The organism is Streptomyces sp. NPDC034049 (genome assembly GCF_055575575.1).
On the sequence record NZ_JBVISJ010000009.1, the window covers coordinates 101514 to 126363 of the forward strand.

Sequence of the window (24850 nt, forward strand, 5' to 3'; positions counted from 1 at the left end):
ATGGGAGGCGAACAGTTCGTCGTTCCCGGGGCCTTTAGGACTGCGGCGAAGGTGGTGGATGTGACGGGTCGCGTGCTGGTGGGCCGGTCGTTGACGGCGGGCGGGGTGACGGACGAGTACGACGCGGTGGTGGTCGGGTCCGGGGCCGGCGGGCTGACCACCGCGGTATGCCTGGCGCGCCAGGGCCGGCGGGTGGCGGTGTTCGAGCAGCACTACACCGCGGGCGGCTACACGCACGCGTACCGGCGGCGCGGCTGGGAGTGGGACGTCGGCATCCACTACGTGGGACAGCTGACGGAGCGGGAGCCGGTCCGCGTGCTCTCGGACTATCTGACCGGCGGCACGCTGCAATGGGCCCCGCTGGGGGACCCGTACGACGAGTACCGCCTGGCGGGGCAGGTGTACCAGGCGCCGGTCGGCTTCTCGGCCTACCAGGCCGGTCTGATCGCGCGCTTCCCGGCCGAACAAGCGGGCATCGAGGCGCTGTTCTGTCTGATCGGGCGGTGCCGGGCGGTCCTGCCCACGCTCGCGCTGGGGCGGCTGACAGGCCCGGTGGTGCGGCGGCTGGCGCGGGTCCTGCGGGCGACGGCCGTGCCGCCCCAGGCGCTACGGCCGGCCCGGGAGGTGGTGGAAGGACTGGTTCACGATGAGGGGCTGCGGCAGGCTGTGCTCACCCCGAGCGCGCTGCTGCTGGCCGACTCCACGGCAAGGCTGCCGTTCTTCCTCCTCGCGGTGCTGTTCGAGCACTTCCGGACCGGCGCCTGGTACCCGGTGGGCGGCAGTGCCGCGATCGCACGCGCGATGCTCGAACCGATCCGCGCCGCCGGTGGCGAGGTCTTCGTGCGGGCGCCGGTGGCCCGGATCGAGCTGGACGGATCGCGCGCGACGGGCGTGGTGCTGGCGAACGGCACGCGTGTGCGGGCTCCGGTGGTGGTGAGCGCGGCAGGCGCCCAGAACACGTACCGCACCTTGCTGCCGGCCCGACCCGAGCGTAGCGCAGACCGGCTGGACGGCATGCGGCGCGGATTCCCGTTCGTGGTGCTCTTCCTCGGACTGAACGGCGACCCTGCGGAACTCGGGCTGCCGCGGCACAACCTGATGGTGACCGACGAGGACTGCGACGCCCTCTTCGACGGCACGGGCGGGCGGACCAGCGGCTACTTCTTCTCGTTCTCCTGTGCCAAAGACCCGACCTGGACCGCACGCCACCCCGGACGGTCGACCGGAGAGATCCTGACCTACGTACGGCCAGAGCTGTTCGAGCCGTTCCACGGCTCACAACGGCGGCACCGGGACCCTGCCTACCTAACCCTGAAAGCCGAGCTCACCGCACAGCTCCTTGACCAACTCCACCGCCAACTGCCCCGCACCACAGGCCGGGTGGGCTACCACGAGCTCGGCACCCCGCTGACGGCCGAGCACTTCGCCGGCTGGCCCGGCGGCAGCTTGTACGGGCTGGCCAAGGACGTGGCCGGCTTCGGCGACGGCCACCGCCCCGGCCTGGCGGACTGGCTGCGCCCACGAACCGAGGTCAAGGGCCTGTACCTCTCGGGCCAGGACTGCCTGGCCGGCGGCTTCCTCGGCGCGGTCACCAGCGGCCTGCTGGCTGCCCACGAGGCCCTGGACCGGGCCGGCCGGGCCCGCCTGTGGGCAGGGCTGTTGCGCCATGGCGTGCGCCCCCCATCGACCAGTTCCGGGCGTACCCCGGTTGTCCAGGAACGGTGATGTGCGTGCGTCACTGGGCTTGGTGGCCGGCCCGGTCGTCCTGCTGGTCAGGGTCCGCTCGCTGGTCAAGAGCATGTTGAGAGTGTGGACGCGTGTGAAGTGAACCGATCACGGGCTGCGTTGTGGCTGTTCGTGGAGGATGTGTTCGGGTCGGTGCCGCGGCGGGATCGGCGGCGGTGGGGCGAGTGTTGTCTGCGGGGCCTGATGCTGGACGGCCGTCGCAAGTCGATCCAGCCGATGGCCGGGCGTCTGCCGGACGGCGACATGCAGGCCCTGCGGCAGTTCTGAACCAGTCGCCGTGGGATTGGCTGCCGGTTCGGCGGCGGATCGCCGAGCGGTTGAGCGAGGCGATCGCGCCTGAGGTGTGGGTGATCGACGACGTGTCGTTCCCCAAGTGCGGCACGTCGTCGGTCGGGGTCGCCCGCCAGTACCGCGGAGCGCTCGGGAACGCGCGAACTGCCAGGTCGCGGTCAGTGTCCATGCCGCCACCGACACAGCCTCGTGTCCGCTCGACTGGCAGTTGTGTCTTCCCCGGGAGCAACGCGGTATCGGAGGCCCAGTACGTGCAAGGCGCGTGGCGGGGCGAGCTCCGGCGCCTGTCTCGGCTGCGCTGTGCCACGACCTTGTCCTCAGGGGCGGGTCACCGGCCCGAGCCCGGGCGAGGCTCCTTGCCCTGTCCCGGCAACAGCCGCAGGGCGAAGACAGAGCCGTCGGCGTGGACCGAGACCGGACCGCCCCAGTCCTTGTCGAAGGTGAGGCGGGGGCGGACGTGGCGGCTCGCGTGGACGAGGGCGCGGTACTCCTCGATGTCGCCCCTGGCGAGGAGTCGGAAGACCTCCTCGTCCACGCCGGAGAACGCCTCGACGCGGGGGCCGTTGAGGCGGAAGACGTGGTCGGTGCCGACGTACTCGTTGCCGAGGAGGGTGTGGACGGCGTCCTGGATGCTCATGCTGGCCGCGTGTTCGAGGCCGGTGAAGCGTTTGCGGCCCTGCCGGTCGGTCAGGTGGCGGGCCGTGGCGTGGCCGGAGCCGGTGAAAGCCATGAGGCTCGCCGCGGTGGTGTGGGCCAGGGACTCCTGGAACCAGGCGTGGTCCTTCGGCTGCACGTGGCAGCCCCGTACGGGCTCCGGTGCCACCAGGCCCTCGGCCGGCGGGTGGATGTCCGGCATCACGTTCGCCTGGAACGGCGGGGCGTTCCGGTTCACTTCCCGCCCTTCTGCCGGGGACAGCCGCCCACCACTGCCCGGTGCCTGGAGGACGTGGACGGTCATCGTGCCGCCGTCCGTCGGGAGCTGCGTGCTGAACAGCAGGCTGGGGGTCTCGTTCCACGCGCCGATGTGGACCGCTTCGGCGTGGGCCGAGGCGGAGGCCAGTTGCTCGGCGGAGGTGGCGGAGTCGCTGTGGTTGCCCTTGCAGGCGAGGGGGATGGCAAGGGACGGCTCGCCCGGCCGCCAGACCTCGGCGAAGTACTGGGGACGATAGCGGTACTTCACCTTCTCGCCCTTGTCCCTGCTGGTGAGGGCCCAGCCCGCGCGTAACGCCGTGTCGGCGGGGACGATCGTCACCGAATGGTCGGGAAAACGGCTGCGCAGCATGTGCTCGGCGAGGGTGAGCGCGAAGCCGATGCCGAGCTCGCCGGACTGCAGCGACTTGTAGTGGTCCGCGATGCGGTGGCCTTCGTCGGTCAGGCCGAGGAAGGAGTCACGACCGCCGGCCAGGGCCTGGGCGTACTTGAGCGCGCCCCAGTGCTCCGCCAGCCCCCGGCCCGCACCACGCCACGACAGGGCAGTGGCCCGGGCGAGGGTGTGGAGCACGTCCCAGAGGGTCACTTTGAACTGCCGGGGCAGCTCCGTCGGCAGGATCGGGACGAGGGCGGGCTTCCGGCGGAGCGGCTCGTCCTCATTCTCCTTGCGCTTCTCGTCGTCCACCGCGATGGCGGCCTTCACCTTCCCGACGAGCGCGTCGTCGGAGTGGACGGAGACGTTCGAGGGCCGGGTCAGGTCCTGGAGCACTTCCTCGGTCGGCTTCAACAGCTCCCCTTCACGGTGTGCGAGGCCGGTTCGCCATCGGCTGGACCGTACGGAAGGGAGGAACGGCGCACACAAGTGCGCAGGGGCGCGTGACCTGGACTTTGGCCCGGGCGGGCCGGTGTCGGCGCCTTGGCCCCGCCTCGCTCGTGAGTTCCACGCTGCCGAGGGGCCTTGGGCGGTCGGCAGGCAGCGAGCCGGCTTCCGGGGCGGCCGAGCGCCGACCGGCCGAGGGCCAAAGGGACCGTGTTCCACGAACCAGAGCGATGCCGGTGCCCGACAAGTCGGTGCGTGGAGGCACGGCGTCCGTGCGCAGAGCGGTCTCCCGCATCTTTGATGGCTCATCAGGTAAGTCGGCATCCGGTCAGCACGAGTCGCCGGATTTTCCCGGGGGATTGCCTGAACAGGCGCCGGTGCGGCGCGAAAGCCCAGGCGTGAAGCCGTCTCGCCCGAGCGGAGCGATGTTCCTCACCTTCCTCGACCGGCGTGCCCCGGTGTACAGTCGAGACCGCCCTTGACCTGCACAAAGCAGGCAGGGAGCCGTCTTACAGGAGTCCAAAGTGCTGCGTACTCTGTTCAAGTCCAAGATCCACCGCGCGACCGTCACCCAGGCCGACCTGCACTACGTCGGGTCCGTGACCATCGACGCCGATCTGCTCGACGCCGCCGACCTGCTGCCGGGTGAGCTGGTGCACATCGTCGACATCACCAACGGCGCCCGGCTGGAGACGTACGTCATCGAGGGCGAGCGCGGTTCCGGCGTGATCGGGATCAACGGCGCCGCGGCCCATCTCGTGCACCCCGGCGATCTTGTGATCATCATCAGTTACGCTCAGGTCTCCGACGCCGAGGCCCGCGCACTGCGGCCCAGGGTCGTGCACGTGGACCAGGACAACCGGATCGTCGCGCTCGGTTCGGACGCCTCCGAGCCGGTGCCGGGATCGGACCAGCGGCGCAGCCCGCAGGCCGTCACCGTCTGAGGCCCCCGGCGACCGCCCCGGCGTCCCCGATCCCCACGCGAGGAGAGCCATGAGCGACGTACAGATCCGCGACGACCGGGCGGGTGGCCGCCTCGAGGCCTTCGCCGGTGACGAACTGGCCGGTCACATCCAGTACTTCGTGCTCGCCTCCCCGCAGGGCGCGCTGGTCCCCGTCCACACCATCGTCGAGCCCGCGTACGAGGGGCAGGGCGTCGCCGGCTCGCTGGCCAGGGAGCTGTACGGCATCGCGGCCCGCGAGGGCGTCGTCGTCGCCCCCCTGTGCCCGTACGTCGTGAAGTGGGCCGAACGCCACCCCGAGGAGGCCCCCGCCGCCGATCCCGAGCTGCTGCGGGCCGCGAAGGACTGGCTGATCGCCCACCCCGAGGGCTTCTGAGGAACCCGTCGGCCAGGGGAGGGAAGGGAGGGGGAGAGGAGAGCGGGAGGGGCGGTCGGTGCCTCGCTCTCCGTCGCCCCGGCGGTGGGTGCCTCGCTCTCCGCCACCCCGGCCCTGCTCGATCGCCCTCCGCCGACCGGGTGACTGCCCCCGCCCGTGACGGGTACCCGTGGCATCAGTCCATGGCCGACATATCCCTGGCTGGAGGACGCGATGACGCATCCCGACCCGGAACCCGTGAAGCCCGGCCCCACGCCGGGTCCGGGCCCCGACCGCCCGGAACCCTTCCCGGAGCCCCCTTTCCCCGACCCGGTCCCCACACCCGACCCCCGTCCCACCCCGGAACCGGACCCCATCCCCAACCCTCCGGGCCCGGAGCCCGTCCCGGGCGAACCTACGCCCGGCCCGCTGTCCTAGGGGAGGGGCGCAGTACATGAGCGTGGCCCGGCGTGATCTTCACGCCGGGCCACGGCCCACGGTGTTCAGGGACCGGCTTCTCAGGCCTCGACCTCGCCGCGGCCCTGCCCCCACAGCGTGTGGAACGACCCCTCGCGGTCGACCCGGCGATACGTGTGCGCACCGAAGAAGTCCCGCTGGCCCTGCGTGAGCGCCGCGGGCAGCCGTTCGGCGCGCAGCGCGTCGTAGTACGCCAGCGCCGCCGAGAAACCGGGCGTGGGCACGCCCTGGCGCGTCGCGGCGACCAGCACCTCGCGCCAGTCGTCCTGCGCCGCCGCGATCTCCTGGGCGAACGTCTCGTCGGAGAGCAGGCTCGGCAGGTCGGGCCGGGCGTCGTACGCCGCGCGGATCCGGTCCAGGAAGGCCGCGCGGATGATGCAGCCGCCCCGCCAGATCGAGGCGACCTTGCCCAGGTCGATGTTCCAGTCGTACTCGGCGCGCGCGGCGTCGATCTCGTGGAAGCCCTGGGTGTAGGAAACGATCTTGGAGGCGTACAGCGCCTGCTCGACCCGGTCGGCGAAGGCGCCCGCCTCGGCCGCGCTGAGCGGGGTGGCCTTCGGGCCGGCCAGCGAGCGGGACGCGTCGCGCAGCGCGGCGTGGCCCGACAGCGAGCGCGCGAAGACGGCCTCGGCGATACCGGACACCGGAACGCCCAGGTCCAGCGCGATCTGGACGGTCCAGCGGCCGGTGCCCTTCTGCTCGGCCTGGTCGACGACCACGTCCACGAACGGCTTGCCCGTGGCCGCGTCCACGTGCGCGAGCACCTCGGCCGTGATCTCGATCAGGTACGAGTCGAGGCGCCCGGTGTTCCAGGTGCGGAAGATCTCGGCGATCTGCGCGGGGGTGTAACCGGCCACGTCGCGCAGCAGCTGGTACGCCTCGCCGATCAGCTGCATGTCGGCGTACTCGATGCCGTTGTGGACCATCTTCACGAAGTGTCCGGCGCCGTCCGGGCCCACGTGCGTGACGCACGGCGCGCCGTCGGCGGCCTTCGCGGAGATCTTCTCCAGCATCGGGCCGAGGGAGTCGTACGACTCGACCGGGCCGCCGGGCATGATGCTCGGCCCGTTGAGCGCGCCCTCCTCGCCGCCGGAGATGCCCGCGCCGACGAAGTGGATGCCCTGCTCGCGCAGCGCGGCCTCACGGCGGCGGGTGTCGGCGAAGTGCGCGTTGCCACCGTCGATGATCATGTCGCCGGGCTCCAGGAGCGGCGCGAACTCCTCGATCACCGCGTCCGTCGGTCCGCCCGCCTTCACCATGACGACCAGGCGCCGGGGGCGCTCAAGAGCCTGTACGAAGTCCTTGGCGGTCTCGGCCGCGATGAAGTCGCCCTCGTGCCCGTGCTCCTTGATCAACGCGTGGGTCTTCGCCGCGGAGCGGTTGTGGACCGCGACCGTGTAGCCGTTGCGGGCGAAGTTGCGGGCGAGGTTGCTCCCCATGACCGCGAGGCCGGTGACGCCGATCTGGGCTGAAGTGCTCATACGGTTGGCTCCTATGGATCCTGATATCGGTGGTGCCGTTCCTGCCCGCCAGTATTGTCCTTCGGGCCATCCTGACGTGCACCGGCCCCGTCCGCACTGCGCGGCCTGCCGGGCTTGAGTACGTGGGAAGGGCCCTACCTGCCTCAATGGGGCGCGCAACCCGGTGCATTGTGCGCCGTCCCTGGTCACTCGCGCGCCGGACAGGAGCACTTACGCGCCGGAGCAGGTCGCTTACCCGCCACGGGCGGGACGGGAGCGGCTGAATTTTCGTCTTGTCCTGGCCTGTTCGCGGCACTTACTTTTGCGGCTCATGGCATAGGCGAGGGGGCTTTCCATGGCCGTACGCGGTCGGCACCGGCGGTACCAACCGAACAGGATCAACCGCGCCTCACTCACCGTCACGGCGGGCGGCGCGGGCATGGCGCTCCCGCTGATCGGCACCGGCGTCGCGGACGCGGCCGATGTCGAGACCTGGGACAAGGTGGCGGCCTGTGAGTCCACCAACGACTGGAACATCAACTCCGGCAACGGCTACTACGGCGGCCTGCAGTTCAGCCAGTCCACCTGGGAGGCCTTCGGCGGCACGGCGTACGCCGCCCGCGCGGACCTGGCCACCAAGGAACAGCAGATCGCGATCGCCGAGAAGGTCCTCGACGGACAGGGGCCCGACGCCTGGCCCGTCTGCTCGGAGCGCGCGGGCCTCACCCGTGGCGGCGGCGGGCCGACCCGCCAGATCGAGGACGTGAAACCCCAGACCACGCCGCAGTCCCAGGCCGGCAAGGTCGAGATGTACACGGTGGTCCAGGGTGACACCCTCTCCGAGATCGCCGACTCCCAGGACGTCAGGGGCGGCTGGCGCAAGCTCTACGCGGCCAACCGGGCGACCATAGGCTCCGACCCGAACGTGATCATCCCGGGCCAGCGCCTGAGTCTGCACACGGCCGGCCAGAAGCAGGAGCACAAGAAGGAACACAAGCAGGAGCGGAAGCAGGAAAAGAAGAAGGTCCAGAAGGAGCAGAAGCAACAGAAGCAGCAGGCCTCCGAGAGGCGGCAGGAGTCGGCGTCGCTCGTCGCTCCCGTCAGCGCCTCCCTCGGCACGCCCTACCGCGCCTCCGGCTCCTCCTGGTCGAAGGGCTACCACACGGGCGTCGACTTCCCCGTCTCGACCGGCAGCACGGTGAAGTCCGTGGCGGCCGGGGAGGTGGTCACCTCGGGCTGGGGCGGCTCCTTCGGCTACCAGGTGGTGATCCGGCACGCCGACGGCCGGTACACGCAGTACGCCCACCTCTCGGCGATCTCCGTGAAGGCCGGGCAGAGCGTGAGCGCCGGACAGCGCATAGGCCGCTCCGGTTCCACCGGCAACAGCTCGGGCCCGCATCTGCACTTCGAGGTGCGGACGGGGCCAGGCTTCGGCAGCGACATCGATCCGATCGCCTATCTGCGGGCGGGAGGGGTTCGGATCTGACGTGGTGCGGGAGGCCCGGTCCGGGCCTCCCGCTCACGATCTCACACGGTCGCGATGCCGGTCGAGGAGTGCCCCGGGCACATACGGCTCGCCGTGGAAGGGCGGCGGCAGCAGGCTGCCGGGCAGGGCGTCCTCCCCGTACTCCGCACTCCGCCGCAGGAACGGGGCCGGTACGACCACCGGCCTGCCCAGGTCGATCGAGCCCCCGTCCGCCGCCGGCGCCCCGACGGTCTGCCGCGGCAGACCCGCGACCAGCTGCTCCACGGTGAGCGACTCCAGGTCGACGGTCCCGGACGCCGCGCCCTTGGACGCCACAGCCCCGGACGCCGTCGCCGGCTGTCCGGTGGCCGGAAGCGGGAGGCCCTCATCGGTCCGGTCCACCCGCGTCTCGTCGCCGAGCCGCTCGGTGGTCAGCAGGATCAGGCCACCCGCCGCGACGACCCCGCAGCCCAGCGCGAGCAGGGTGCCGGTCGTGCCGTAGCGGAACGTCTCACCGAACATCGTGATGCCGACCGCGGCCGCCACCACCGGGTTCACCACGGTGAGCGTGGCGAGCGGGGCCGCCAGGCCGGCGCCCCGGTACGCGGCCTGCGACAGCAGCAGACCGGCCGTCGCGAAGACACCGATGACCGCGAGGGACGGCACGTCGGAGAGGGCCACGCCGTGCGTCCAGTCGACGGCGACCGTCTTGGTGAAGACCGAGGACATGCCGAACGCGACCCCGGAGGCGACCGCGAGCAGGATGCTGCGGACCGCCGGGTGCCGGTGCGCCGCGCGTCCCGCCACCGTCAGCGCGGCCACCGCGCCGCCGCTGACCACGGCCACCAGCACCCGCTGAGCGGTGTCCAGCGACTGGGCGTCGGCCGAGCCGACCAGGGAGAGCAGGCCCGCGAGACCCACCGTGGCCATGATCGCGCCCCGCCAGGCCGTGGCGCCCGCCCGGCGGCCCACGAAGAGCGCCGCCATGGGGAGGGCGAAGACGATGGTCAGCGCGCCCAGCGGCTGCACCAGGCTCAGCGGGCCGTAGGCCAGCGCCACCACGTGCAACAGGCCGCCCAGGCCGTTCAGCCCGACGGCCGCCCACCAGACGGGTCGGCGCAGCGGCGCGTAGGACCGGCCGGGGGAGGACACCGCGACTCGCTCCTGCACGATCGCCCCGCCCGCGTAGGCCACGGCGGAGACGAACGACAGCAGTACGGACAACGCGAGGGCGCTCATGTGCGGCTCCTCAGCGCGGCGCGGGGGCTCCCGGCCCGGCGCGGTGAACGCTCGGCTTTCATGGTGTCCACGATGCCTCGGATACGCGTTCGCGTCGTCGTACCTGAGCACTCAATGAGTCCTACTGCCGTTGGAGTACGGGGGGCCCGCGGTCATACCTCAGACGGGCGACACAGGGTGCAGGGCGCCTGGTGAACGCGCGTCGCGGCCCTGGTACTACTCGTCCTCGTGGATCACGACCCCGGCCTCACCGCCCTCTCGGCCCTCGGCGACTTCTTCGTACTACGCACGGGGCGGCCACCGCACGGTCGGCCGCCGACGCTCGCACAGGCCTATGCGGCCCGGGGTGCCGAAGTGAAAGAGGAGGTTTACGCGAATCCCGTAATTTTCCGTGCCCGAAAAGTCGCGAGGAGTCTCCGGGCGCCCGAGCCGCGTGTGGCCGCGTCCATCGCCCACCTCGGCTTCGCCGCCCGGCTGTGGTCGGTGGCCCTTGGCTCGGCCGCCCTGTACGGACGCGTCCCCGATCTCGACCCCCGCCTCCTGCGCTGGGACCCCGACGCGAGCGCCCCCGACGAGCTGTGGCTGACCGAGGTGCGCGGCCTGCCCGCAGAGCGGATCGGCGAGGTCGTACGGGAGGGCCACCTCGTCCCGCTGGCGGCGTCCCTGCGCGCTCAACTGCGGCTCTCCGAGCGTCTGCTGTGGGGAAACGCGGCCTCCGCGCTGATCGGCGCCGTGCGACAGATCGACCGCTGGGCGGCCGTCAACGACCGTACGCAGGAGGCGAGTCGGGCCCGCGCCCTCGCCACCGACCTGTTCGCGCACCCCACCCTGGCCGGCACGCTCGACCCGGTCACCCTCCGCCGCCGCAGCTGCTGCCTCTACTACCGGCTGCCCGGCGGCGGGCTGTGCGGCGACTGCTGTTTCGACCGGCCGCCCGGCACCCGCCCAGACCGCGGCCCTCGCTCCTGACCCCGGGCGTGCGCCCGCGCGAACATCGTGGTCTTCCCCAACCGACCCTTCTGGGTGACCATGTGGGAACCAGCCGCTGAGACAGGGGGTTCCGGGTGCGAGTCGGCCTGCTGACCCGGGAGTATCCGCCCGACGTCTACGGTGGCGCGGGCGTCCATGTCGAGTTCCTCGCCCACGAGTTGAGGTCCCTGGTCGACCTGGACGTGCACTGCTGGGGCGAGGGCGCCGCCCGCGGTGTCGTACGCCACCGGCCCTGGTCCGCGCTCGACGGCGCCAACGACGCGCTGCGCACGTTCTCCGTCGACCTCTCCATCGCCGCCGGCCTCGAAGGCCGCGAACTGGTCCACTCGCACACCTGGTACGCCAACCTGGCCGGCCACCTCGGCAAGCTGCTGCACGGCGTCCCGCACGTGATGACCGCGCACTCGCTGGAACCGCTGCGTCCCTGGAAGGCCGAGCAACTCGGCGGCGGCTACGCCCTGTCCAGCTGGGCCGAGCGCACCGCGATCGAGTCCGCCGACGCCGTGATCGCCGTCTCCGGCGCCATGCGCGACGACATCCTCGGCTGCTACCCCGCCCTGGACCCGGCGCGGCTGCACGTCGTGCACAACGGCATCGACACCTCGCTCTACCGGCCGGACCACGGCACGGACGTCCTGGACCGCCTCGGCGTCGACCCCACTCGCCCGTACGTCCTGTTCGTCGGCCGCATCACCCGCCAGAAGGGCGTGCCCCATCTGCTGCGGGCCGTCCGGGACATCGACCCGGCCGCGCAGGTCGTGCTCTGCGCGGGCGCGCCGGACACGCCGGAGATCGACCGCGAGTTCCGGGACCTCTTCGCGGAACTGAGCCGCGTCCGCGAGGGCCTGTTCTGGATCCCGCAGATGCTGCCGCGCCCGGACGTGATCCAGCTCCTCACCCATGCGGCCGTGTTCGCCTGCCCCTCGGTGTACGAACCGCTGGGTATCGTCAACCTGGAGGCCATGGCCTGCGGTACCGCGGTGGTGGCCTCCCGGGTCGGCGGTATACCGGAGGTCGTGGAGGACGGTGTCACGGGTCTGCTCGTGCCGACCGAGGACGACTTCGAGAGCGGTCTGGCCCGCGCCCTGGACTCGGTGCTCGCCGACCCCGTGGCGGCGGCCCGGATGGGTGAGGCCGGCCGGGAGCGCGCGGTGCGGGAGTTCGGCTGGGACGCGGTCGCCCGGCGGACCGTCCGGCTTTACGAGCAAGTCCTCAAACAGGGGTAGTCACAGAGCAGTCAGGATCAGCGTTCGGCACGACCGGGCGTAGTAGAGGGGCGGCGGCATGCGGCGCGGTGGACCTTCGGTGCTGGGAATCGTACTGGCGGGCGGTGAGGGCAAGAGGCTGATGCCCCTCACGGCCGACCGTGCGAAACCGGCGGTGACTTTCGGCGGCACGTACCGCCTGGTGGATTTCGTTCTCTCCAATCTCGTCAACGCGGACATCCTGCGGATCTGCGTGCTCACGCAGTACAAGTCCCATTCGCTGGACCGGCACATCACCACGACCTGGCGGATGTCGAGCCTGCTGGGGAACTACGTCACCCCGGTCCCGGCCCAGCAGCGGCTGGGCCCGCGCTGGTACCTGGGCAGCGCCGACGCGCTCCTGCAGTCCCTGAACCTGGTTCACGACGAACAGCCCGAGTACGTGGCCGTGTTCGGCGCGGACCACGTCTACCGCATGGACCCCCGCCAGATGCTGACACAGCACATCGAGGGCGGCGCGGGGGTGACGGTGGCCGGTATCCGGGTGCCGCGCACGGAGTCGTCGTCGTTCGGGGTGATCACGCCCGGCTCCGACGGCCGGACCGTGGAACGCTTTCTGGAGAAGCCGTCCGACCCGCCGGGCCTGAGCGACGATCCCGAAAGCGTGTTCGCCTCGATGGGCAACTACATCTTCACCACCAAGGCCCTGGTGGAGGCGCTCCAGCGGGACGCGGAGGACGAGGACTCCGTGCACGACATGGGCGGCTCGATCCTGCCCCAGCTCACCGACCGGGGCGAGGCCCAGCTCTACGACTTCAGCGCCAACCACGTACCCGGCGAGACCACCCGCGACCAGGGTTACTGGCGGGACGTCGGTACCCTCGACGCCTACTACGACGCCCATATGGACCTCATCGCCGAGCGCCCCGCCTTCAATCTCTTCAACCGCAGCTGGCCCATCTACACCAGCTCCGGCCAGCTCTCCCCGGCCCGCTTCAACGCGGGCGGCATCGCCAGCGAGTCGATCATCAGCGCGGGCTGCCTGATCCGCGGCCAGGTCACCAGATCCGTCCTCTCCCCGGGGGTCGTCGTGGACCCGGGCGCGGTCGTCCAGGGCTCGGTGCTGCACGACAACGTCCACATCGGCCGCGGCGCGGTCGTCCGGGGCGCCGTGCTCGACAAGAACGTCCAGGTGCCTCCGGGTGCCACCATCGGGGTCAACCCCGAGCGGGACGCCGAGCTCTACACCGTCTCCCGGGGCGGGGTGATCGCGTTGGGCAAGGGGCAGCAGGTGTCCTAGCCCTTCAGGGTGACCGGGTGACCGGGCTGCACACAGATGTCGCATGAGTCCCGCCTTTTATCAGAGGCGGGACTTAATCTGTTGTTAACTGTGCGTAGCTTGATCGTACTTGACCGTAATCGGCCAACAGCGATTGACTACCGACTCACCCGTCGTCGACGCGAGGCAAGCCCTTGACTTCTGACCTGCTCGCCCCCCTCGACCTTGCGTTCTGGAACATCGAGTCCGCCGAACACCCCATGCACCTGGCCGCCCTCGGCGTCTTCACGGCGAACTCGCCCACCGCGGGTGCCCACGCCGCCGAATTGCTCGCCACCCGGGCGGCCGCGGTGCCCGCGCTGCGGATGCGGATCCGGGACGTGTGGTTCCCGGACGTCCGGCTGCCCCTGGCCTTCGGCGGCGCGACCCGGGAGCCCGTCGCCGACTTCGAGCCCTTCGACCACGTACGGCTGCACCCGCCGACCGCCGACTTCCACGCGGTGGCCGGACGGCTGATGGAGCGCCCGCTGGAGCGCGGCCGGCCGCCCTGGGAGGCGCACGTGCTGCCGGGGGCGGACGGCACCTCCTTCGCGGTGCTGTTCAAGTTCCACCACGCCCTCGCCGACGGACTGCGGGCGCTGACGCTCGCCGCGGCCGTCATGGACCCCATCGACATGCCCGCGCCCCGGCCGCGCCCCGCCGAGCCGCCGCGCGGCCGCCTGCGCGATGTGCGCAACCTCCCCGACCTGGTCAGAGGCACCCTCTCCGATCTCGGGCGCGCCCTCGACATCGGCGCCTCCGTCGCCCGCACCACGCTCGACGCGACCCTCGGCGCCCGGTCCCCGGCCGCGCTGACCTCCGAGGCCAGTGGCACCCGCCGGACCGCCGGGGTGCTCATCGACCTCGACGACGTGCACCGGATCCGCAAGACCGTCGGCGGCACCGTCAACGACGTCCTCATCGCCGTGGTGGCGGGCGCGCTGCGCCGGTGGCTGGACGAGCGCGGGGACGGCAGCGAAGGGGTCGCGCCCAGGGCGCTCATCCCCGTCTCCAAGCGCCGGCCGCGCACGGCGCACCCGCAGGGCAACCGGCTCTCCGGGTACCTGATGAAACTGCCGGTGGACGATCCGGATCCGCTGCGGCGGCTGCGTACGGTGCGTGCGGCGATGGACCGCAACAAGGAGGCCGGGCCGAACCGGGGGGCCGGCGCGGTCGCCCTGCTCGCCGATCATGTGCTGCCGTTGGGGCACCGGATCGGGGGGCCGCTGGTCAGTCAGGCGGCGCGGCTGTGGTTCGACATCCTCGTGACCAGTGTTCCGCTGCCCAGTCTCGGGTTGCGGCTCGGCGGCTGTCCGCTCGCCGAGATCTACCCCCTCGCTCCGCTCGCGCACGGGCAGTCGCTCGCCGTGGCCGTCTCCACGTACCGGGGGAGCGTCCACTACGGTCTCGTCGCCGACGCGGAGGCCGTGCCGGACCTGGACCGGCTGTCCGGGGCGGTCGTCCGGGAGGTGCGGGAGCTGTTGGCGGCGTGTGAACCCTGACACGCGACGCCGGGCACCCGATCCTTCCTCGCCCCCGCCGCCCCTACCCGTCCCACCCTCCAGGGGCTGCGCCCCTTCGACCCGCATCCGCGGGTCCGGTGGGGGCTGGTCGCGCAGTTCCCCGCGCCCCTGAAAGGCCTGCGGCCATTCCACAGGGGCGCGGGGAACTGCGCGAACGGGGTCCGGGGCGGAGCCCCGAGGCTTTGAGCGGGCGGGGGCGCGGGCCGATTTTTTTGGTGACCGGGGGCGGTGCTCCGTACAATCCTTCGTTCGGTGGCGGACGCGGACGGCGCGCCGCGGGTGATCAGGGAAACGGCAGCGCGATGACGGTGACAGAGGACGGCCCCGCGACCACGGACGAGGTCGTGTACGGCCCCGGCATCGACCCGGACCGGCTCGCCGTGTGCCTCAGCGTGCTGGAGGAACTGGACAAGCTGGAGGTCGACCACCCGGACGCGATCGCGGTACGCCGGGCGACCGCCGGCGTCTACCGCACGGTCAAGCAGCGCCGCCGCCAGGAACGCCGCGCCGCCAAGACCGCACACGACAAGGCCGTCACCGAGTCCACGGCCACCGGCTCCGCCCAGCGCATCGACGACGAGACCGAGGGCATCCTGCCGTCGTCCGTGACCGAGGCCGGCAAGATCGCGGGGATACTCCAGCGCCCGCGCTCCTGCTACACCTGCAAGGCTCGGTACGTCGAGGTCGACTACTTCTACCACCAGCTCTGTCCCGACTGCGCCGGCGTGAACCGCGCCAAGCGCGACGCCCGCGCCGACCTCACCGGCAAGCGCGCCCTCCTCACCGGCGGCCGCGCCAAGATCGGCATGTACATCGCGCTGCGGCTGCTGCGCGACGGCGCGCACACCACGATCACCACGCGGTTCCCCAAGGACGCCATCCGCCGCTTCAAGGCCATGGACGACTCGGCGGACTGGCTGCACCGCCTGGAGGTCGTCGGGATCGACCTGCGCGACCCGGCGCAGGCCGTCGCCCTCGCCGACCGGATCGCCGAGGCAGGTCCCCTCGACATCCTCATCAACAACGCGACCCAGACGGTCCGCCGCCTGCCCTCCGCCTACGCCGCCCTGGTGGACGGCGAGAGCGCCCCGCTGCCCGCCGGTGAACTCCCCGCGCACCAGGTGATCGGCGCCTTCAACTCCGGCGCCGTCGACGGTCTCGCCGCGCTGCCCGTCGGCACCAGCGGCCTCGACGCGCAGCAGGTCGCCGACCTCGCCCTGGTCGCGGGCAACGCCAGCGTCGCCCGGCACCTCGACGGCACCGCCATCGACGCGGGCGGCCTCGTGCCCGACGTGGTCGACAGCAACACCTGGGTCCAGACCATCGAGCAGATCTCCCCGGTGGAACTGCTGGAGACCCAGCTGTGCAACTACACGGCGCCCTTCATCCTGATCAGCAAGCTCCGCCCGGTCATGGCCGACGCCGCCCGGAAGGCGAGCAGCTCACGCGCGTACGTCGTCAACGTCTCGGCGATGGAAGGCGTCTTCGGCCGTGGTTACAAGGGCGCCGGGCACCCGAACACCAACGCCGCCAAGGCCGCGATGAACATGGTCACGCGGACCAGCGCGCAGGAGATGTTCCAGAGCGACGGCATCCTGATGACCTCCGTCGACACCGGCTGGATCACCGACGAGCGCCCCCACTTCGACAAGCTGCGCCTCGCCGACGAGGGCTTCCACGCCCCGCTCGACCTCGTCGACGGCGCGGCCCGCGTCTACGACCCCGTCGTCCGCGGTGAGCAGGGCGAGGATTTGTACGGCGTCTTCCTGAAGGACTACGCGCCCGGCAAGTGGTGAGTCGCCCTCGCCCGGTCCGACACCAACTCCAGTACCGTCCGCCAGTCCTCCAGGACCCCGGCGTCCATACCGGGGGTCCAGCCCGCCTCGTCGGCGTGCCGCAGGGCGAGCACGTCCTCGACGAGCGTGGCGTCGGCCCAGCCACCCGCGTGCAGCCGTACGAGGTCGTCCGTGCCGAGGGCGTGCAGGCGTACGAGCCGGGCGACCCGCTCGCCGAGCAGGGGTCGCACCGTGTCGGCGGCCAGGTCGGCGTGGCCGGTGTCGTCACCCGGACGGAGCAGCCGTCCGACGGCGTGCACCAGGCCCGCCACCTGTAGCTCCTTGTCGGCGGGCCGGCTCCGGCGCAACAGCGCGGCGGTCCGCAGCGCGTGTTCGTGCGGATCGACCGCGGTGCCCCGGCGGTGCTCCGGTGCCGTGCCGCCGCCCCGGCGGGCGTGCAGCAGATCCATCAGCTCCTCGACACTGCGCAGTTCCATCCGCCGGTCCCTCCCGAGTCCGCCCGCGAGAAATGCCGTTGCGACACATGAGCAGATCATGGTCGGCTTGCGTTTCGGCCAACAGGACCTGAACTACGTACCGAGCGCGGCGATCCGATGGGTCGTCGGATCGGTGCGGGGTGCGAGTACTGAGCCGAACGGGTGATGAGAACCGAACAAATGGGTCAAATTGCCCTAGGGTAGGGCTTGCTGGGCGCTGAATGACTCAAGACAGTTACCTCTTCTTTTCAGCCCCATCGAGCGGGTGCCCGCTCATTTGGTTACTCTGTACCGGACGGACAGCCTTATATGGGTCCCACCCACACCCACGGTCCGTCCCGGGACAAGCCGGTCACCACGGCCTGCTCTCACACCCAGAAATCCGGCGCCACCGCGTCCGAACTGACATCGACTCAGACCCGAGCGGACGTCAGGCGCACAGCGGCAGGCTGGGCCGACGTCCCGAGGGTGACCCGACACATAAGGAGTGCGCGGTGACACCAGAGAAGACGAATCGCGAGCCACGTCCCGAGGAACACACCGAGGGCGGCGGCCGGTCGAAGAAGGAACTGGGCAGCCTGGACGTGTGGGCCAGGTCCGCCCCGATCCGGCTGGCGGGCTACGAGGACGACCTCGCCGAGCCCCACATCCTGCCCAGCGTGGACTGAGCGGGAGCATCGCGATCGCCGTCTGCATGGGCGTGCCAGACTCACGCCCATGCAGATCAGAGAAGCCACCGCCGACGACTGGGCCGGCATCTGGCCGTTCTGGCACCGCGTCGTCGCCGCGGGCGAGACCTACACCTGGGACCCGGACACCTCCGAGGAAGCCGCCCGCGCCCTGTGGATGGCCCCCGCCAAACGCGTGTACGTCGTCGAGGACGAGACCGCAACGGTGGTCGGCTCCGCCTATCTCACCCCCAACTACGGTGGTCCCGCCGCCCGCGTCGCCAACGCGGGCTTCATGGTCGACCCCGACCACGGCGGCCGTGGCATCGGCCGCGCCCTCGCCGTGCACGTCCTCGCCGAAGCGGGTGCCCAGGGCTTCCGGGGCATGGTGTTCAACGCCGTCGTCGAGACCAACCCCGCCGTACGGCTGTGGATTTCGCTCGGCTTCACCGTGATCGGCACGGTCCCCGACGCCTTCGAGCACCCGAAGGACGGGCTGGTCGGGCTGCACATCATGTACAAGGCGCTGTGACGCGACCGGTCCCGTGACGAGGTTTTCAGCGCCAGGAGCGCGGGAAGCCCCGTCGGGGCGGGGTGACCACAGGGGTCCCCGCCCCGACGGAACTCGGTCGGCCGGGCGGCGGGTTACCGGCGCCCGGCCGAGGTCGGTACCGTGTGCGGCGCTCCCCGGCTCAGCCGAAGTTCACGTCGCTGCACCACATGTAGGCCTGGTCGAGGTGCGAGGCCTGCCAGATCACGAAAACGATGTGGTGTCCGCTGTAGCCGGAGGTCTGGACGGGGAACGTGATGTTCTGTGCCGGGGCGAAGCGGCCGGTCTGCGTGATGAAGTCGAGGTTGCCCCAGCCCAGGGTCTGGGTCTTGGGGTTGAAGCCCTGCTTGCTCACGTAGACCCTGAGATAGTCGGCACCGTGGGACGCCTGGTCGTACAGGTGGACCGAGAAGTTGTTGCCGACGGTGGTGGTCTTCCACTGCCCGGGCTTGTCCAGGCTGGCGTTCCTGGAGAGGTTGTTGCTGCAGAGCGTCCCGTCGGGGGTCCGTGCCTGGAACTGGCCGCCGAGGCCGTCGCGGAGCGCGCTCATCCAGTTCCACATGGTGTCGGGGTTGGCCTGGAAGGCCTGCCAGCACATGGGGTCCTGAGTCTGCATGGCCGGGTCCATGTGGTTGTTGCCCCATGTCTTCCAGCACTGGTACGCGCGGGAAGCGGGGCCGACGATGGTGCCGTGAGCCTGAGCGGGGGCCGACCAGGTCAGTGCGCCGACAAGCACGGCGAACAGCATGACGAGCGCCTGGAGGGGCCGGTGGAGGGAGGATCGCGAACGCCCGGTCGACGGAGTCTGTTTGCGCATGTGGGGGAGCTCCTTCCGGTTGCGAGGCTGTCATGGGAGCGCTCCCAACGGTAGAGGTCCTGGGTTGGATGTCAACGAAACGGACGGAGTTGATTACAGAGGCGTGCCGGCATCAGGGTTTCCGCGCGGACGACGCGGCCAGCCGCGTCGGCGGCAGGAAATCCCGTACGTAACTCCGCTCCCAGCACGCCCCGGTCTCCCGTAGCTCGCGCCAGGTCGTGTAGCGGTAGCGGAAGAGGCGGGCGCGGACGAAGCGGGGCGGGGCGTCGGCGGGGAAGGGGGAGCGGCGCAGCAGTCGGAGCGTGTCGCGGTCGTTCTCCAGGAGGCGCTCCACCAGGGCGCCGAACCAGGATCCGGCGTACGCGGGGGAGAGCGCGGCGAACCACATCAGCCAGTCGAGCCGCAGATGGTAGGGGGCGAACTGGCGCGGCCAGTGCCTCGGGTCCCCCGGCTTGCCCCGGAACTCGTACTCCCGCCACTCGGAGTCCTCGCGCGGCACGTCGTCCGCCGTGCCCTCGACGACCACCTCGTACCGCACCCGGCTGACGCTGCCGAAGGCCCCGTAGGTGTTGACCAGGTGCAGCGGGTCGAAGGAGCGGTTCATGACCTGGCGGCGGGAGATCATGTTGCGGACGGGGTGGTAGCTGAGCCAGAGGACCAGCGCGGCGACGGCGAGCACGACGACCGCGTACCAGAGGGGTGTGCCGGGGGTGTCCGGTGCGGTCGTGTCGAAGTCCACGGCGGACAGGGCCAGCACGATGGTGATCCAGTTCAGCCAGGAGAAGTTGCCGGAGAGCACCAGCCACAGCTGCGTCGCGATCATCAGCGCGGCGGCGGCCGTCGCGACCGGCTGCGGGGCGAAGAGCAGGAACGGGACCACGAGCTGGGTGACGTGGTTGGCGGCCACCTCGACGCGGTGGAACGGCTTCGGGAGGTGGTGGAAGAACCAGCTCAGCGGGCCGGGCATCGGCTGGGTCTCGTGGTGGTGGTCGAGGCAGGTGAGCTTCCGCCAGCACTCGTCGCCGCGCATCTTGATCAGCCCGGCCCCGAACTCGACCCGGAAGAGCACCCAGCGCAGCAGGAACAGCACGACGACCGGCGGAGCCACCTCGTCGTTGCCGAGGAAGACAGCCAGGAAGCCGACCTCCAGGAGCAGTGACTCCCAGCCGAAGGAGTACCAGGTCTGGCCGACGTTCACGATCGACAGGTACATCGCCCACGGCGCGAGCCACAGCAGCATGCCGGCCCAGAGGGGAAGCAGGGAGTCCAGCCCGGCGACCAGCGACAACGACACCGCGCAGCCCGTCCACGCCCACGCCGCGAAGAAACGGTCCGAGTAGTGGCGGTGGAACACGCTGGGCGCGTGCCGGAACGGCACCCGTGCGACGAAACGGGGCACCGGCAGCATGCCCCGCTCGCCGATCAGCGCGCGGAACTGCAGGGCCGCCCCCAGAAAGGCGACCGCATAGATCACGGCCAGGGACCGCTGGAGGAGCAGTCGGCTCAGCCAGAGGTCGGGTGCGGTGAACCAGTCCACGGTACCGACGATAGTGAGCGGAACGCCGTCCGGTCCGATGCCGATCCCTCCACTCGAATAATCGGGCAAATGCTGTCAAAGTGGCCCCATGGTTGATCGGGGAGCGAGCGACTCGGACGTCCCGGACGACTGGCTCTCCCACCCGGACCCCGTCCTGGCGCTCAATCTCATGGGCACCTTCGACTGGGACCTCGACGCCGGTGCGTTCCACATGGACGCCAAGGCCCACGAGATCTTCGACGTGCGCCCGGACGAGTACGACGGCAACCCCGAGACCCTCTCCATGCGGGTGCCCCCGATGGAGGGCTACAGACTCGACGCCATGGTCTCGCAGGCCCTCAAGGACGGCAGCGAGAACTACGGCGCCTACTTCCGCATCCGGCTGCGCGACGGCACCCTGCGCTGGACCCACACCCAGGGCTACATCCGCCGCGACGCCACGGGCCGCCCGTACCGGGTCATCGGCATCGTCCGTGACGCCACCCGCGAACTGAACGAGATCGGCTCCCGCACCGAGCAGGCCGCGCTCGACGAGGTCCGCCGCAAGCAGGCCAACGTCGTCCAGGTGATCACGGCCGCCCTGGCCCACGCCCGGACCGTGCAGGACGTGATCGACGTCCTGGAGGACACCGACGGACTCACCCACCTCGGCGCGACCAGCCTGGTCATGGGCCTGGTGGAGGCCGGACGGGTCCGGATGGTCGCCGCCGGCCCCGAGGACAGCTATGTGCCCGGCACCCGGATCACCCGCCTCGACATGAAGTACCCGATGAACGAGGTCGTACGGCACCTCGCCCCGCACTTCATCGAGTCGCCGGAGGAGTTCGCCGAGTCCTATCCGCTGCTCTGGCCGCACATCACCGACCTCAAGATCACCTCGGCCGCGTATCTGCCGCTGATCGTGCAGGCCCGCCCCATCGGGGCGATGGGTCTGCTCTACAACGACCGGCGCGGCTTCAGCTCCGAGGAGCGCGACGTCCTGATCGCGCTCGGCAGCAGCATCGCCCAGAGCCTCCAGCGGGCCATGTTCTACGAGGGGGAGAAGGACCTCGCCGAGGGGCTCCAGCAAGCCATGCTGCCCCGGTCCATCCCCAGCGTCCCGGGCGCCGACATCGCCGTCCGCTACCGCGCCGCGTCCTTCGGCGGCTCGCTCGGCCGGGACATCGGCGGCGACTGGTACGACCTGATCCCCCTGCCGGGCGGGCGCGTCGGCGCGGTCATCGGCGACGTCCAGGGCCACGACACGCACGCGGCGGCCGTCATGGGCCAGCTCCGCATCGTCCTGAAGGCCTACGCCACCGAGGGCCACACCCCGGCCACCGTCATGGCCCGCGCCTCCGCCTTCCTCCACGAACTCGACACCGACCGCTTCGCGACCTGTCTGTACGCGGAGGCCGACCTGTCCACCGGAGTGGTCCAGGTCGTCCGGGCCGGGCACATCGACCCGCTGGTGCGGCACACCGACGGCTCCTGCCACCGGGTCGGTGTGGAGGGGGGCCTGCCGCTCGGGCTGTCCGCCGAGTTCGGCGGCCTGGAGTACCCCGTCACCACCGTCGAGATGTTCCCCGGGCAGACGTTGCTGCTGTGCACCGACGGCCTCATCGAACAGCCCGGCGCCGACCTCGACGACGGCCTGCGGACACTGAAGGCGCTGATCGCCACCGGCCCCGACGACGTCGACGAGCTCGCCGACCGGCTCATCGACGTGGCGGAGGAGAGGGGCGGCGACGACGACGTGGCCCTCCTGCTGCTGCGACGCCGCAGCCGCAGTGCGGAGCAGCCCGGTGGGCGGCTCCAGCAGCATGTCGCCCCCGGCGATCCGGAGGCGCTCACCGAGGCCCGGCACATGATCGGCGCGGCGGTCCGCACCTGGGGCGCGCGGGACCGGGCCGACGAGATCGAGCTGGTCGCGGACGAGCTGATCACCAATGCGCTGATGCACACGGAGGGGGCGGCGATCGTGACGTTGCGGGCGCTCGCGGGGTCCGACCGGCGGTTGCGGGTGGAGGTCGAGGATTCGTCGAGCGCGTTGCCGCGGCGGCGGGAGGCGGGGGAGGCGGGGGTGTCGGGGAGGGGGTTGCTGTTGGTGGACCGGCTGACGGATGTGTGGGGGGTGGAGGCGCGGGGTGGGGGGAAGTGTGTGTGGTGCGAGTTCATGTTGCCGGGCGCGTCATAGCTCGGGGGTTCGGGTGCGTCGGCGGGTGCGGCTCCGGTGGGGCTTCTCGCGCAGTTCCCCGCGCCCCTGAAAAGCAGGGGCTGCGCCCCGTGCTTTTCAGGCCCGCAGGGCCGTGGTCTTTCAGGCCCGCAGGGCCTGGGCTTTTAGGGGCGCGGGGAACTGCGCGAGAAGCCCCACCGGGCCGCCGGCCGACAACGCCCCCGCCCCCGCCCCCGCCCCCGCCCCCGGCGGAGCCCATGGCACTCTGGTTGTATGCCTGAATTGCCCGAAGTCGAGGCGCTCCGGGACTTCCTGGTCGACAGACTCGTCGGCCATGAGGTCGTCCGCGTGCTCCCCGTGGCCGTCAGCGTGCTGAAGACGTACGACCCGCCCCTGAGCGCCTTCGAGGGGCGGGAGATCACCGGCGTACGGCGGCACGGGAAGTTCCTCGACCTCGCGGGGGACGGGGGAGAGCTGCACCTGGTGACGCATCTGGCGCGGGCCGGATGGCTCCAGTGGAAGGACCGGTTGCCGGACGGTCCGCCGAAGCCCGGCGGCAGGAGCCCGCTCGCGCTACGGGTGGCTCTGGAGACCGGCGAGGGCTTCGACCTCACCGAGGCCGGGACGCAGAAGCGGCTCGCGGTCCACCTCGTCCGGGACCCGGCGGAGGTGCCCGGCATCGCCCGGCTCGGCCCGGACCCCCTCGCCGACGACTTCGACGTGTCCCGCTTCGCCGGGCTGCTCGCCGGGGAGCGGCGGCAGATCAAGGGGGCGCTGCGGGACCAGAGCCTGATCGCGGGGATCGGGAACGCGTACAGCGACGAGATCCTGCACGCCGCGCGGATGTCGCCGTTCAAACTGGCCTCGTCGCTGAAACCGGAGGAGGTCCGCCACCTCCACGAGGCGCTGCGCACCACGCTCACCGAGGCCGTCGAGCGCTCCCGGGGGCTGGCGGCCGGGAGGCTGAAGGCGGAGAAGAAGAGTGGGCTCCGGGTCCACGGCCGTACCGGCGAGCCCTGCCCGGTGTGCGGCGACACCGTCCGGGAGGTTGCCTTCAGCGACTCCTCGCTGCAGTACTGCCCGACCTGTCAGACGGGCGGCAAACCCCTCGCCGACCGACGGCTGTCACGGTTGCTCAAGTAGCCCCGGTCGAGTGATCGAACAGCCCGGATCCGACGGCCGGTCATGATCCGCAACCATTGAAGGTACGGACCAATCCTCGCACCGGCTCAGCGCGCGGCCGGGGCCTCGATGGTCACCAGGAGCTCGCCGTCCTGGCTGCGTACCTCGAAGTGGTCGATGTCCTCGAGCTGCATGGCGGTGCCCCCCACCATCTCGGATGCCTTGTCGGCGCCCTCGGGGGACTTCCAGTTGGCGGCCGTCTCCTCGGAGCCGTCCTTGCCGATCACGACGAGCCGGCAGGCGTGGGCACCGGCGGCCTCCTTGACCTTCAGCTCGATGTCGCTGCCCCAGAGCCGCTCCTCGGCCTTGACCTCGGCCCACACGCCCGACTTGGCGTCGGTGGCGGCGACCGTGGTGACGGCGGTCTTCGGAGCCTCGCTCTGACCTGCGACAACGGCCACGGCGGGACCGCCGACGGCGATGACCACGGAGGCCGCGAGGGCGAACAGCCAGCGCCTGCGCTTCGCCCGGTGGCGGGCGGCCACCTCGTCGAGCAGCCGTCCCAGCATCCGCGGGCCGGGCGCCGCGAACGGGTGCACGGCGCGTGGTGTCGCGCTGCGGTAGAGCATCAGCTGGCGGGCAGCCGGACGGAACTCGGTGACCTGTACCGCGCACTGCGGGCAGCCGCGGACATGGTCCTCGAAGTGGAACGAATCCACCTCGTCCAGCACGCCCAGCGCGTACGCGCCGACGTCGTGATGACGATCCTGGGACCACATGGCGATTCCTCGGGCCGGTGTGCGGTGGGGGTTGCTTCCTGCCCCCACCGGTACGGACCAGACCGGCGAATCACTCAAGCCTCACGACAATGCCAACCAAAAGATTCGGAGCCCTCCGCCGGGCGGATTGGTCCCGGACCGAAAAAGTTGGTTCACCAAGGCCGGGACA

General features: G+C 71.1%; 20 protein-coding genes and 1 pseudogene. 14 read left to right on the forward strand and 7 right to left on the reverse strand.

What is annotated here, in order from left to right; genetic code table 11:
- Positions 1-60: 60 nt before the first annotated feature.
- On the forward strand, positions 61-1725 hold the full coding sequence (locus ACZ52C_RS25420) for a phytoene desaturase family protein (protein WP_469076909.1): 1665 nt from the start codon (positions 61-63) through the stop codon (positions 1723-1725).
- 153 nt (positions 1726-1878) lie between these two features.
- A pseudogene (locus ACZ52C_RS25425) lies at positions 1879-2266 on the forward strand (transposase); the annotation flags it as partial.
- Positions 2267-2365: 99 nt separating this feature from the next.
- On the opposite strand, the gene ACZ52C_RS25430 reads toward ACZ52C_RS25425, so the two are convergent.
- Entirely contained in the window at positions 2366-3754 is a 1389-nt protein-coding gene (locus ACZ52C_RS25430) for a hypothetical protein (protein ID WP_469076910.1), read from the reverse strand.
- Between the two features lie 557 nt (positions 3755-4311).
- Between ACZ52C_RS25430 and panD the strand changes: the two genes are divergently transcribed.
- Together panD and ACZ52C_RS25440 are read left to right on the forward strand one after the other, a co-directional pair.
- Positions 4312-4731 (forward strand): aspartate 1-decarboxylase, encoded by a 420-nt coding sequence (gene panD, locus ACZ52C_RS25435; protein WP_469076911.1) that lies wholly within the window; start codon positions 4312-4314, stop codon positions 4729-4731.
- Between the two features lie 49 nt (positions 4732-4780).
- Positions 4781-5125 carry a GNAT family N-acetyltransferase gene (locus ACZ52C_RS25440; RefSeq protein ID WP_469076912.1) on the forward strand — a complete coding sequence of 115 codons (345 nt, stop codon included), beginning with the start codon at positions 4781-4783 and terminating at the stop codon, positions 5123-5125.
- A gap of 497 nt (positions 5126-5622) precedes the next feature.
- Here ACZ52C_RS25440 and gndA read toward each other — a convergent pair whose 3' ends face one another.
- On the reverse strand, positions 5623-7062 hold the full coding sequence (gndA, locus tag ACZ52C_RS25445; RefSeq protein ID WP_045561597.1) for an NADP-dependent phosphogluconate dehydrogenase: 1440 nt from the start codon (positions 7060-7062) through the stop codon (positions 5623-5625).
- A 334-nt stretch (positions 7063-7396) separates the two neighbouring features.
- Here gndA and ACZ52C_RS25450 point away from each other — a divergent pair, with 334 nt between their 5' ends.
- A complete protein-coding gene (locus tag ACZ52C_RS25450) occupies positions 7397-8527 on the forward strand; it encodes a transglycosylase family protein (RefSeq protein ID WP_469076913.1) in 1131 nt (376 codons plus the stop codon).
- 33 nt (positions 8528-8560) lie between these two features.
- Here the strand turns inward: ACZ52C_RS25450 and ACZ52C_RS25455 are convergent, their stop codons facing one another.
- Positions 8561-9745, reverse strand: coding sequence for a DMT family transporter (locus ACZ52C_RS25455; protein ID WP_469076914.1), 1185 nt, complete (start codon positions 9743-9745; stop codon positions 8561-8563).
- A gap of 228 nt (positions 9746-9973) precedes the next feature.
- On the opposite strand from ACZ52C_RS25455, the gene ACZ52C_RS25460 reads away from it, so the two are divergent.
- The 5 genes from ACZ52C_RS25460 (at position 9974) to ACZ52C_RS25480 (ending at position 16577) form a co-directional block, all read left to right on the forward strand.
- Entirely contained in the window at positions 9974-10714 is a 741-nt protein-coding gene (locus ACZ52C_RS25460; protein ID WP_469076915.1) for a (2Fe-2S)-binding protein, read from the forward strand.
- 95 nt (positions 10715-10809) lie between these two features.
- Positions 10810-11961: a glycogen synthase gene (gene glgA / locus ACZ52C_RS25465; RefSeq protein ID WP_469076916.1), complete on the forward strand. Its 1152-nt coding sequence runs from the start codon at positions 10810-10812 to the stop codon at positions 11959-11961.
- A 58-nt stretch (positions 11962-12019) separates the two neighbouring features.
- Entirely contained in the window at positions 12020-13240 is a 1221-nt protein-coding gene (glgC, locus tag ACZ52C_RS25470; RefSeq protein WP_469076917.1) for a glucose-1-phosphate adenylyltransferase, read from the forward strand.
- A gap of 173 nt (positions 13241-13413) precedes the next feature.
- Positions 13414-14760 carry a wax ester/triacylglycerol synthase family O-acyltransferase gene (locus ACZ52C_RS25475; protein WP_469076918.1) on the forward strand — a complete coding sequence of 449 codons (1347 nt, stop codon included), beginning with the start codon at positions 13414-13416 and terminating at the stop codon, positions 14758-14760.
- A 323-nt stretch (positions 14761-15083) separates the two neighbouring features.
- Positions 15084-16577 (forward strand): SDR family NAD(P)-dependent oxidoreductase, encoded by a 1494-nt coding sequence (locus ACZ52C_RS25480; RefSeq protein WP_469076919.1) that lies wholly within the window; start codon positions 15084-15086, stop codon positions 16575-16577.
- Here the strand turns inward: ACZ52C_RS25480 and ACZ52C_RS25485 are convergent.
- On the reverse strand, positions 16556-17053 hold the full coding sequence (locus ACZ52C_RS25485; RefSeq protein WP_469076920.1) for a hypothetical protein: 498 nt from the start codon (positions 17051-17053) through the stop codon (positions 16556-16558). The two genes, ACZ52C_RS25480 and ACZ52C_RS25485, sit on opposite strands and share 22 nt — an antisense overlap.
- Positions 17054-17547: 494 nt before the next feature.
- Here ACZ52C_RS25485 and ACZ52C_RS25490 point away from each other — a divergent pair, with 494 nt between their 5' ends.
- Complete coding sequence (locus ACZ52C_RS25490) at positions 17548-17721, forward strand: hypothetical protein (protein WP_177261694.1); 174 nt, start codon at positions 17548-17550, stop codon at positions 17719-17721.
- Positions 17722-17770: 49 nt separating this feature from the next.
- Positions 17771-18253 (forward strand): GNAT family N-acetyltransferase, encoded by a 483-nt coding sequence (locus ACZ52C_RS25495; RefSeq protein ID WP_469076921.1) that lies wholly within the window; start codon positions 17771-17773, stop codon positions 18251-18253.
- Positions 18254-18413: 160 nt separating this feature from the next.
- Here the strand turns inward: ACZ52C_RS25495 and ACZ52C_RS25500 are convergent, their stop codons facing one another.
- Complete coding sequence (locus tag ACZ52C_RS25500; protein WP_469076922.1) at positions 18414-19088, reverse strand: lytic polysaccharide monooxygenase auxiliary activity family 9 protein; 675 nt, start codon at positions 19086-19088, stop codon at positions 18414-18416.
- Between the two features lie 112 nt (positions 19089-19200).
- Positions 19201-20625, reverse strand: a complete 1425-nt coding sequence (locus ACZ52C_RS25505) for a lipase maturation factor family protein (RefSeq protein ID WP_469076923.1) — start codon at positions 20623-20625, stop codon at positions 19201-19203.
- Positions 20626-20713: 88 nt separating this feature from the next.
- On the opposite strand from ACZ52C_RS25505, the gene ACZ52C_RS25510 reads away from it, so the two are divergent.
- Together ACZ52C_RS25510 and ACZ52C_RS25515 are read left to right on the forward strand one after the other, a co-directional pair.
- The gene (locus tag ACZ52C_RS25510; RefSeq protein ID WP_469076924.1) at positions 20714-22801 is read left to right on the forward strand and encodes a SpoIIE family protein phosphatase; all 2088 of its coding nucleotides are present in this window, start codon (positions 20714-20716) and stop codon (positions 22799-22801) included.
- 252 nt (positions 22802-23053) lie between these two features.
- Positions 23054-23923 carry an Fpg/Nei family DNA glycosylase gene (locus tag ACZ52C_RS25515; RefSeq protein WP_469076925.1) on the forward strand — a complete coding sequence of 290 codons (870 nt, stop codon included), beginning with the start codon at positions 23054-23056 and terminating at the stop codon, positions 23921-23923.
- Between the two features lie 86 nt (positions 23924-24009).
- Here the strand turns inward: ACZ52C_RS25515 and ACZ52C_RS25520 are convergent, their stop codons facing one another.
- On the reverse strand, positions 24010-24681 hold the full coding sequence (locus ACZ52C_RS25520) for a hypothetical protein (protein ID WP_469076926.1): 672 nt from the start codon (positions 24679-24681) through the stop codon (positions 24010-24012).
- Between the last annotated feature and the right edge of the window lie 169 nt (positions 24682-24850).

Excerpts from the sequence above, each read along its gene's own strand:
- ACZ52C_RS25440 (WP_469076912.1), top strand. The coding sequence starts at position 4,781 with ATGAGCGACGTACAGATCCGCGACGACCGGGCGGGTGGCCGCCTCGAG.
- gndA (WP_045561597.1), bottom strand. The coding sequence starts at position 7,062 with ATGAGCACTTCAGCCCAGATCGGCGTCACCGGCCTCGCGGTCATGGGG.
- ACZ52C_RS25450 (WP_469076913.1), top strand. The coding sequence starts at position 7,397 with ATGGCCGTACGCGGTCGGCACCGGCGGTACCAACCGAACAGGATCAAC.
- ACZ52C_RS25455 (WP_469076914.1), bottom strand. The coding sequence starts at position 9,745 with ATGAGCGCCCTCGCGTTGTCCGTACTGCTGTCGTTCGTCTCCGCCGTG.
- glgC (WP_469076917.1), top strand. The coding sequence starts at position 12,020 with ATGCGGCGCGGTGGACCTTCGGTGCTGGGAATCGTACTGGCGGGCGGT.
- ACZ52C_RS25480 (WP_469076919.1), top strand. The coding sequence starts at position 15,084 with ATGACGGTGACAGAGGACGGCCCCGCGACCACGGACGAGGTCGTGTAC.
- ACZ52C_RS25485 (WP_469076920.1), bottom strand. The coding sequence starts at position 17,053 with ATGGAACTGCGCAGTGTCGAGGAGCTGATGGATCTGCTGCACGCCCGC.
- ACZ52C_RS25495 (WP_469076921.1), top strand. The coding sequence starts at position 17,771 with ATGCAGATCAGAGAAGCCACCGCCGACGACTGGGCCGGCATCTGGCCG.
- ACZ52C_RS25500 (WP_469076922.1), bottom strand. The coding sequence starts at position 19,088 with ATGCGCAAACAGACTCCGTCGACCGGGCGTTCGCGATCCTCCCTCCAC.
- ACZ52C_RS25510 (WP_469076924.1), top strand. The coding sequence starts at position 20,714 with ATGGTTGATCGGGGAGCGAGCGACTCGGACGTCCCGGACGACTGGCTC.
- ACZ52C_RS25515 (WP_469076925.1), top strand. The coding sequence starts at position 23,054 with ATGCCTGAATTGCCCGAAGTCGAGGCGCTCCGGGACTTCCTGGTCGAC.
- ACZ52C_RS25520 (WP_469076926.1), bottom strand. The coding sequence starts at position 24,681 with ATGTGGTCCCAGGATCGTCATCACGACGTCGGCGCGTACGCGCTGGGC.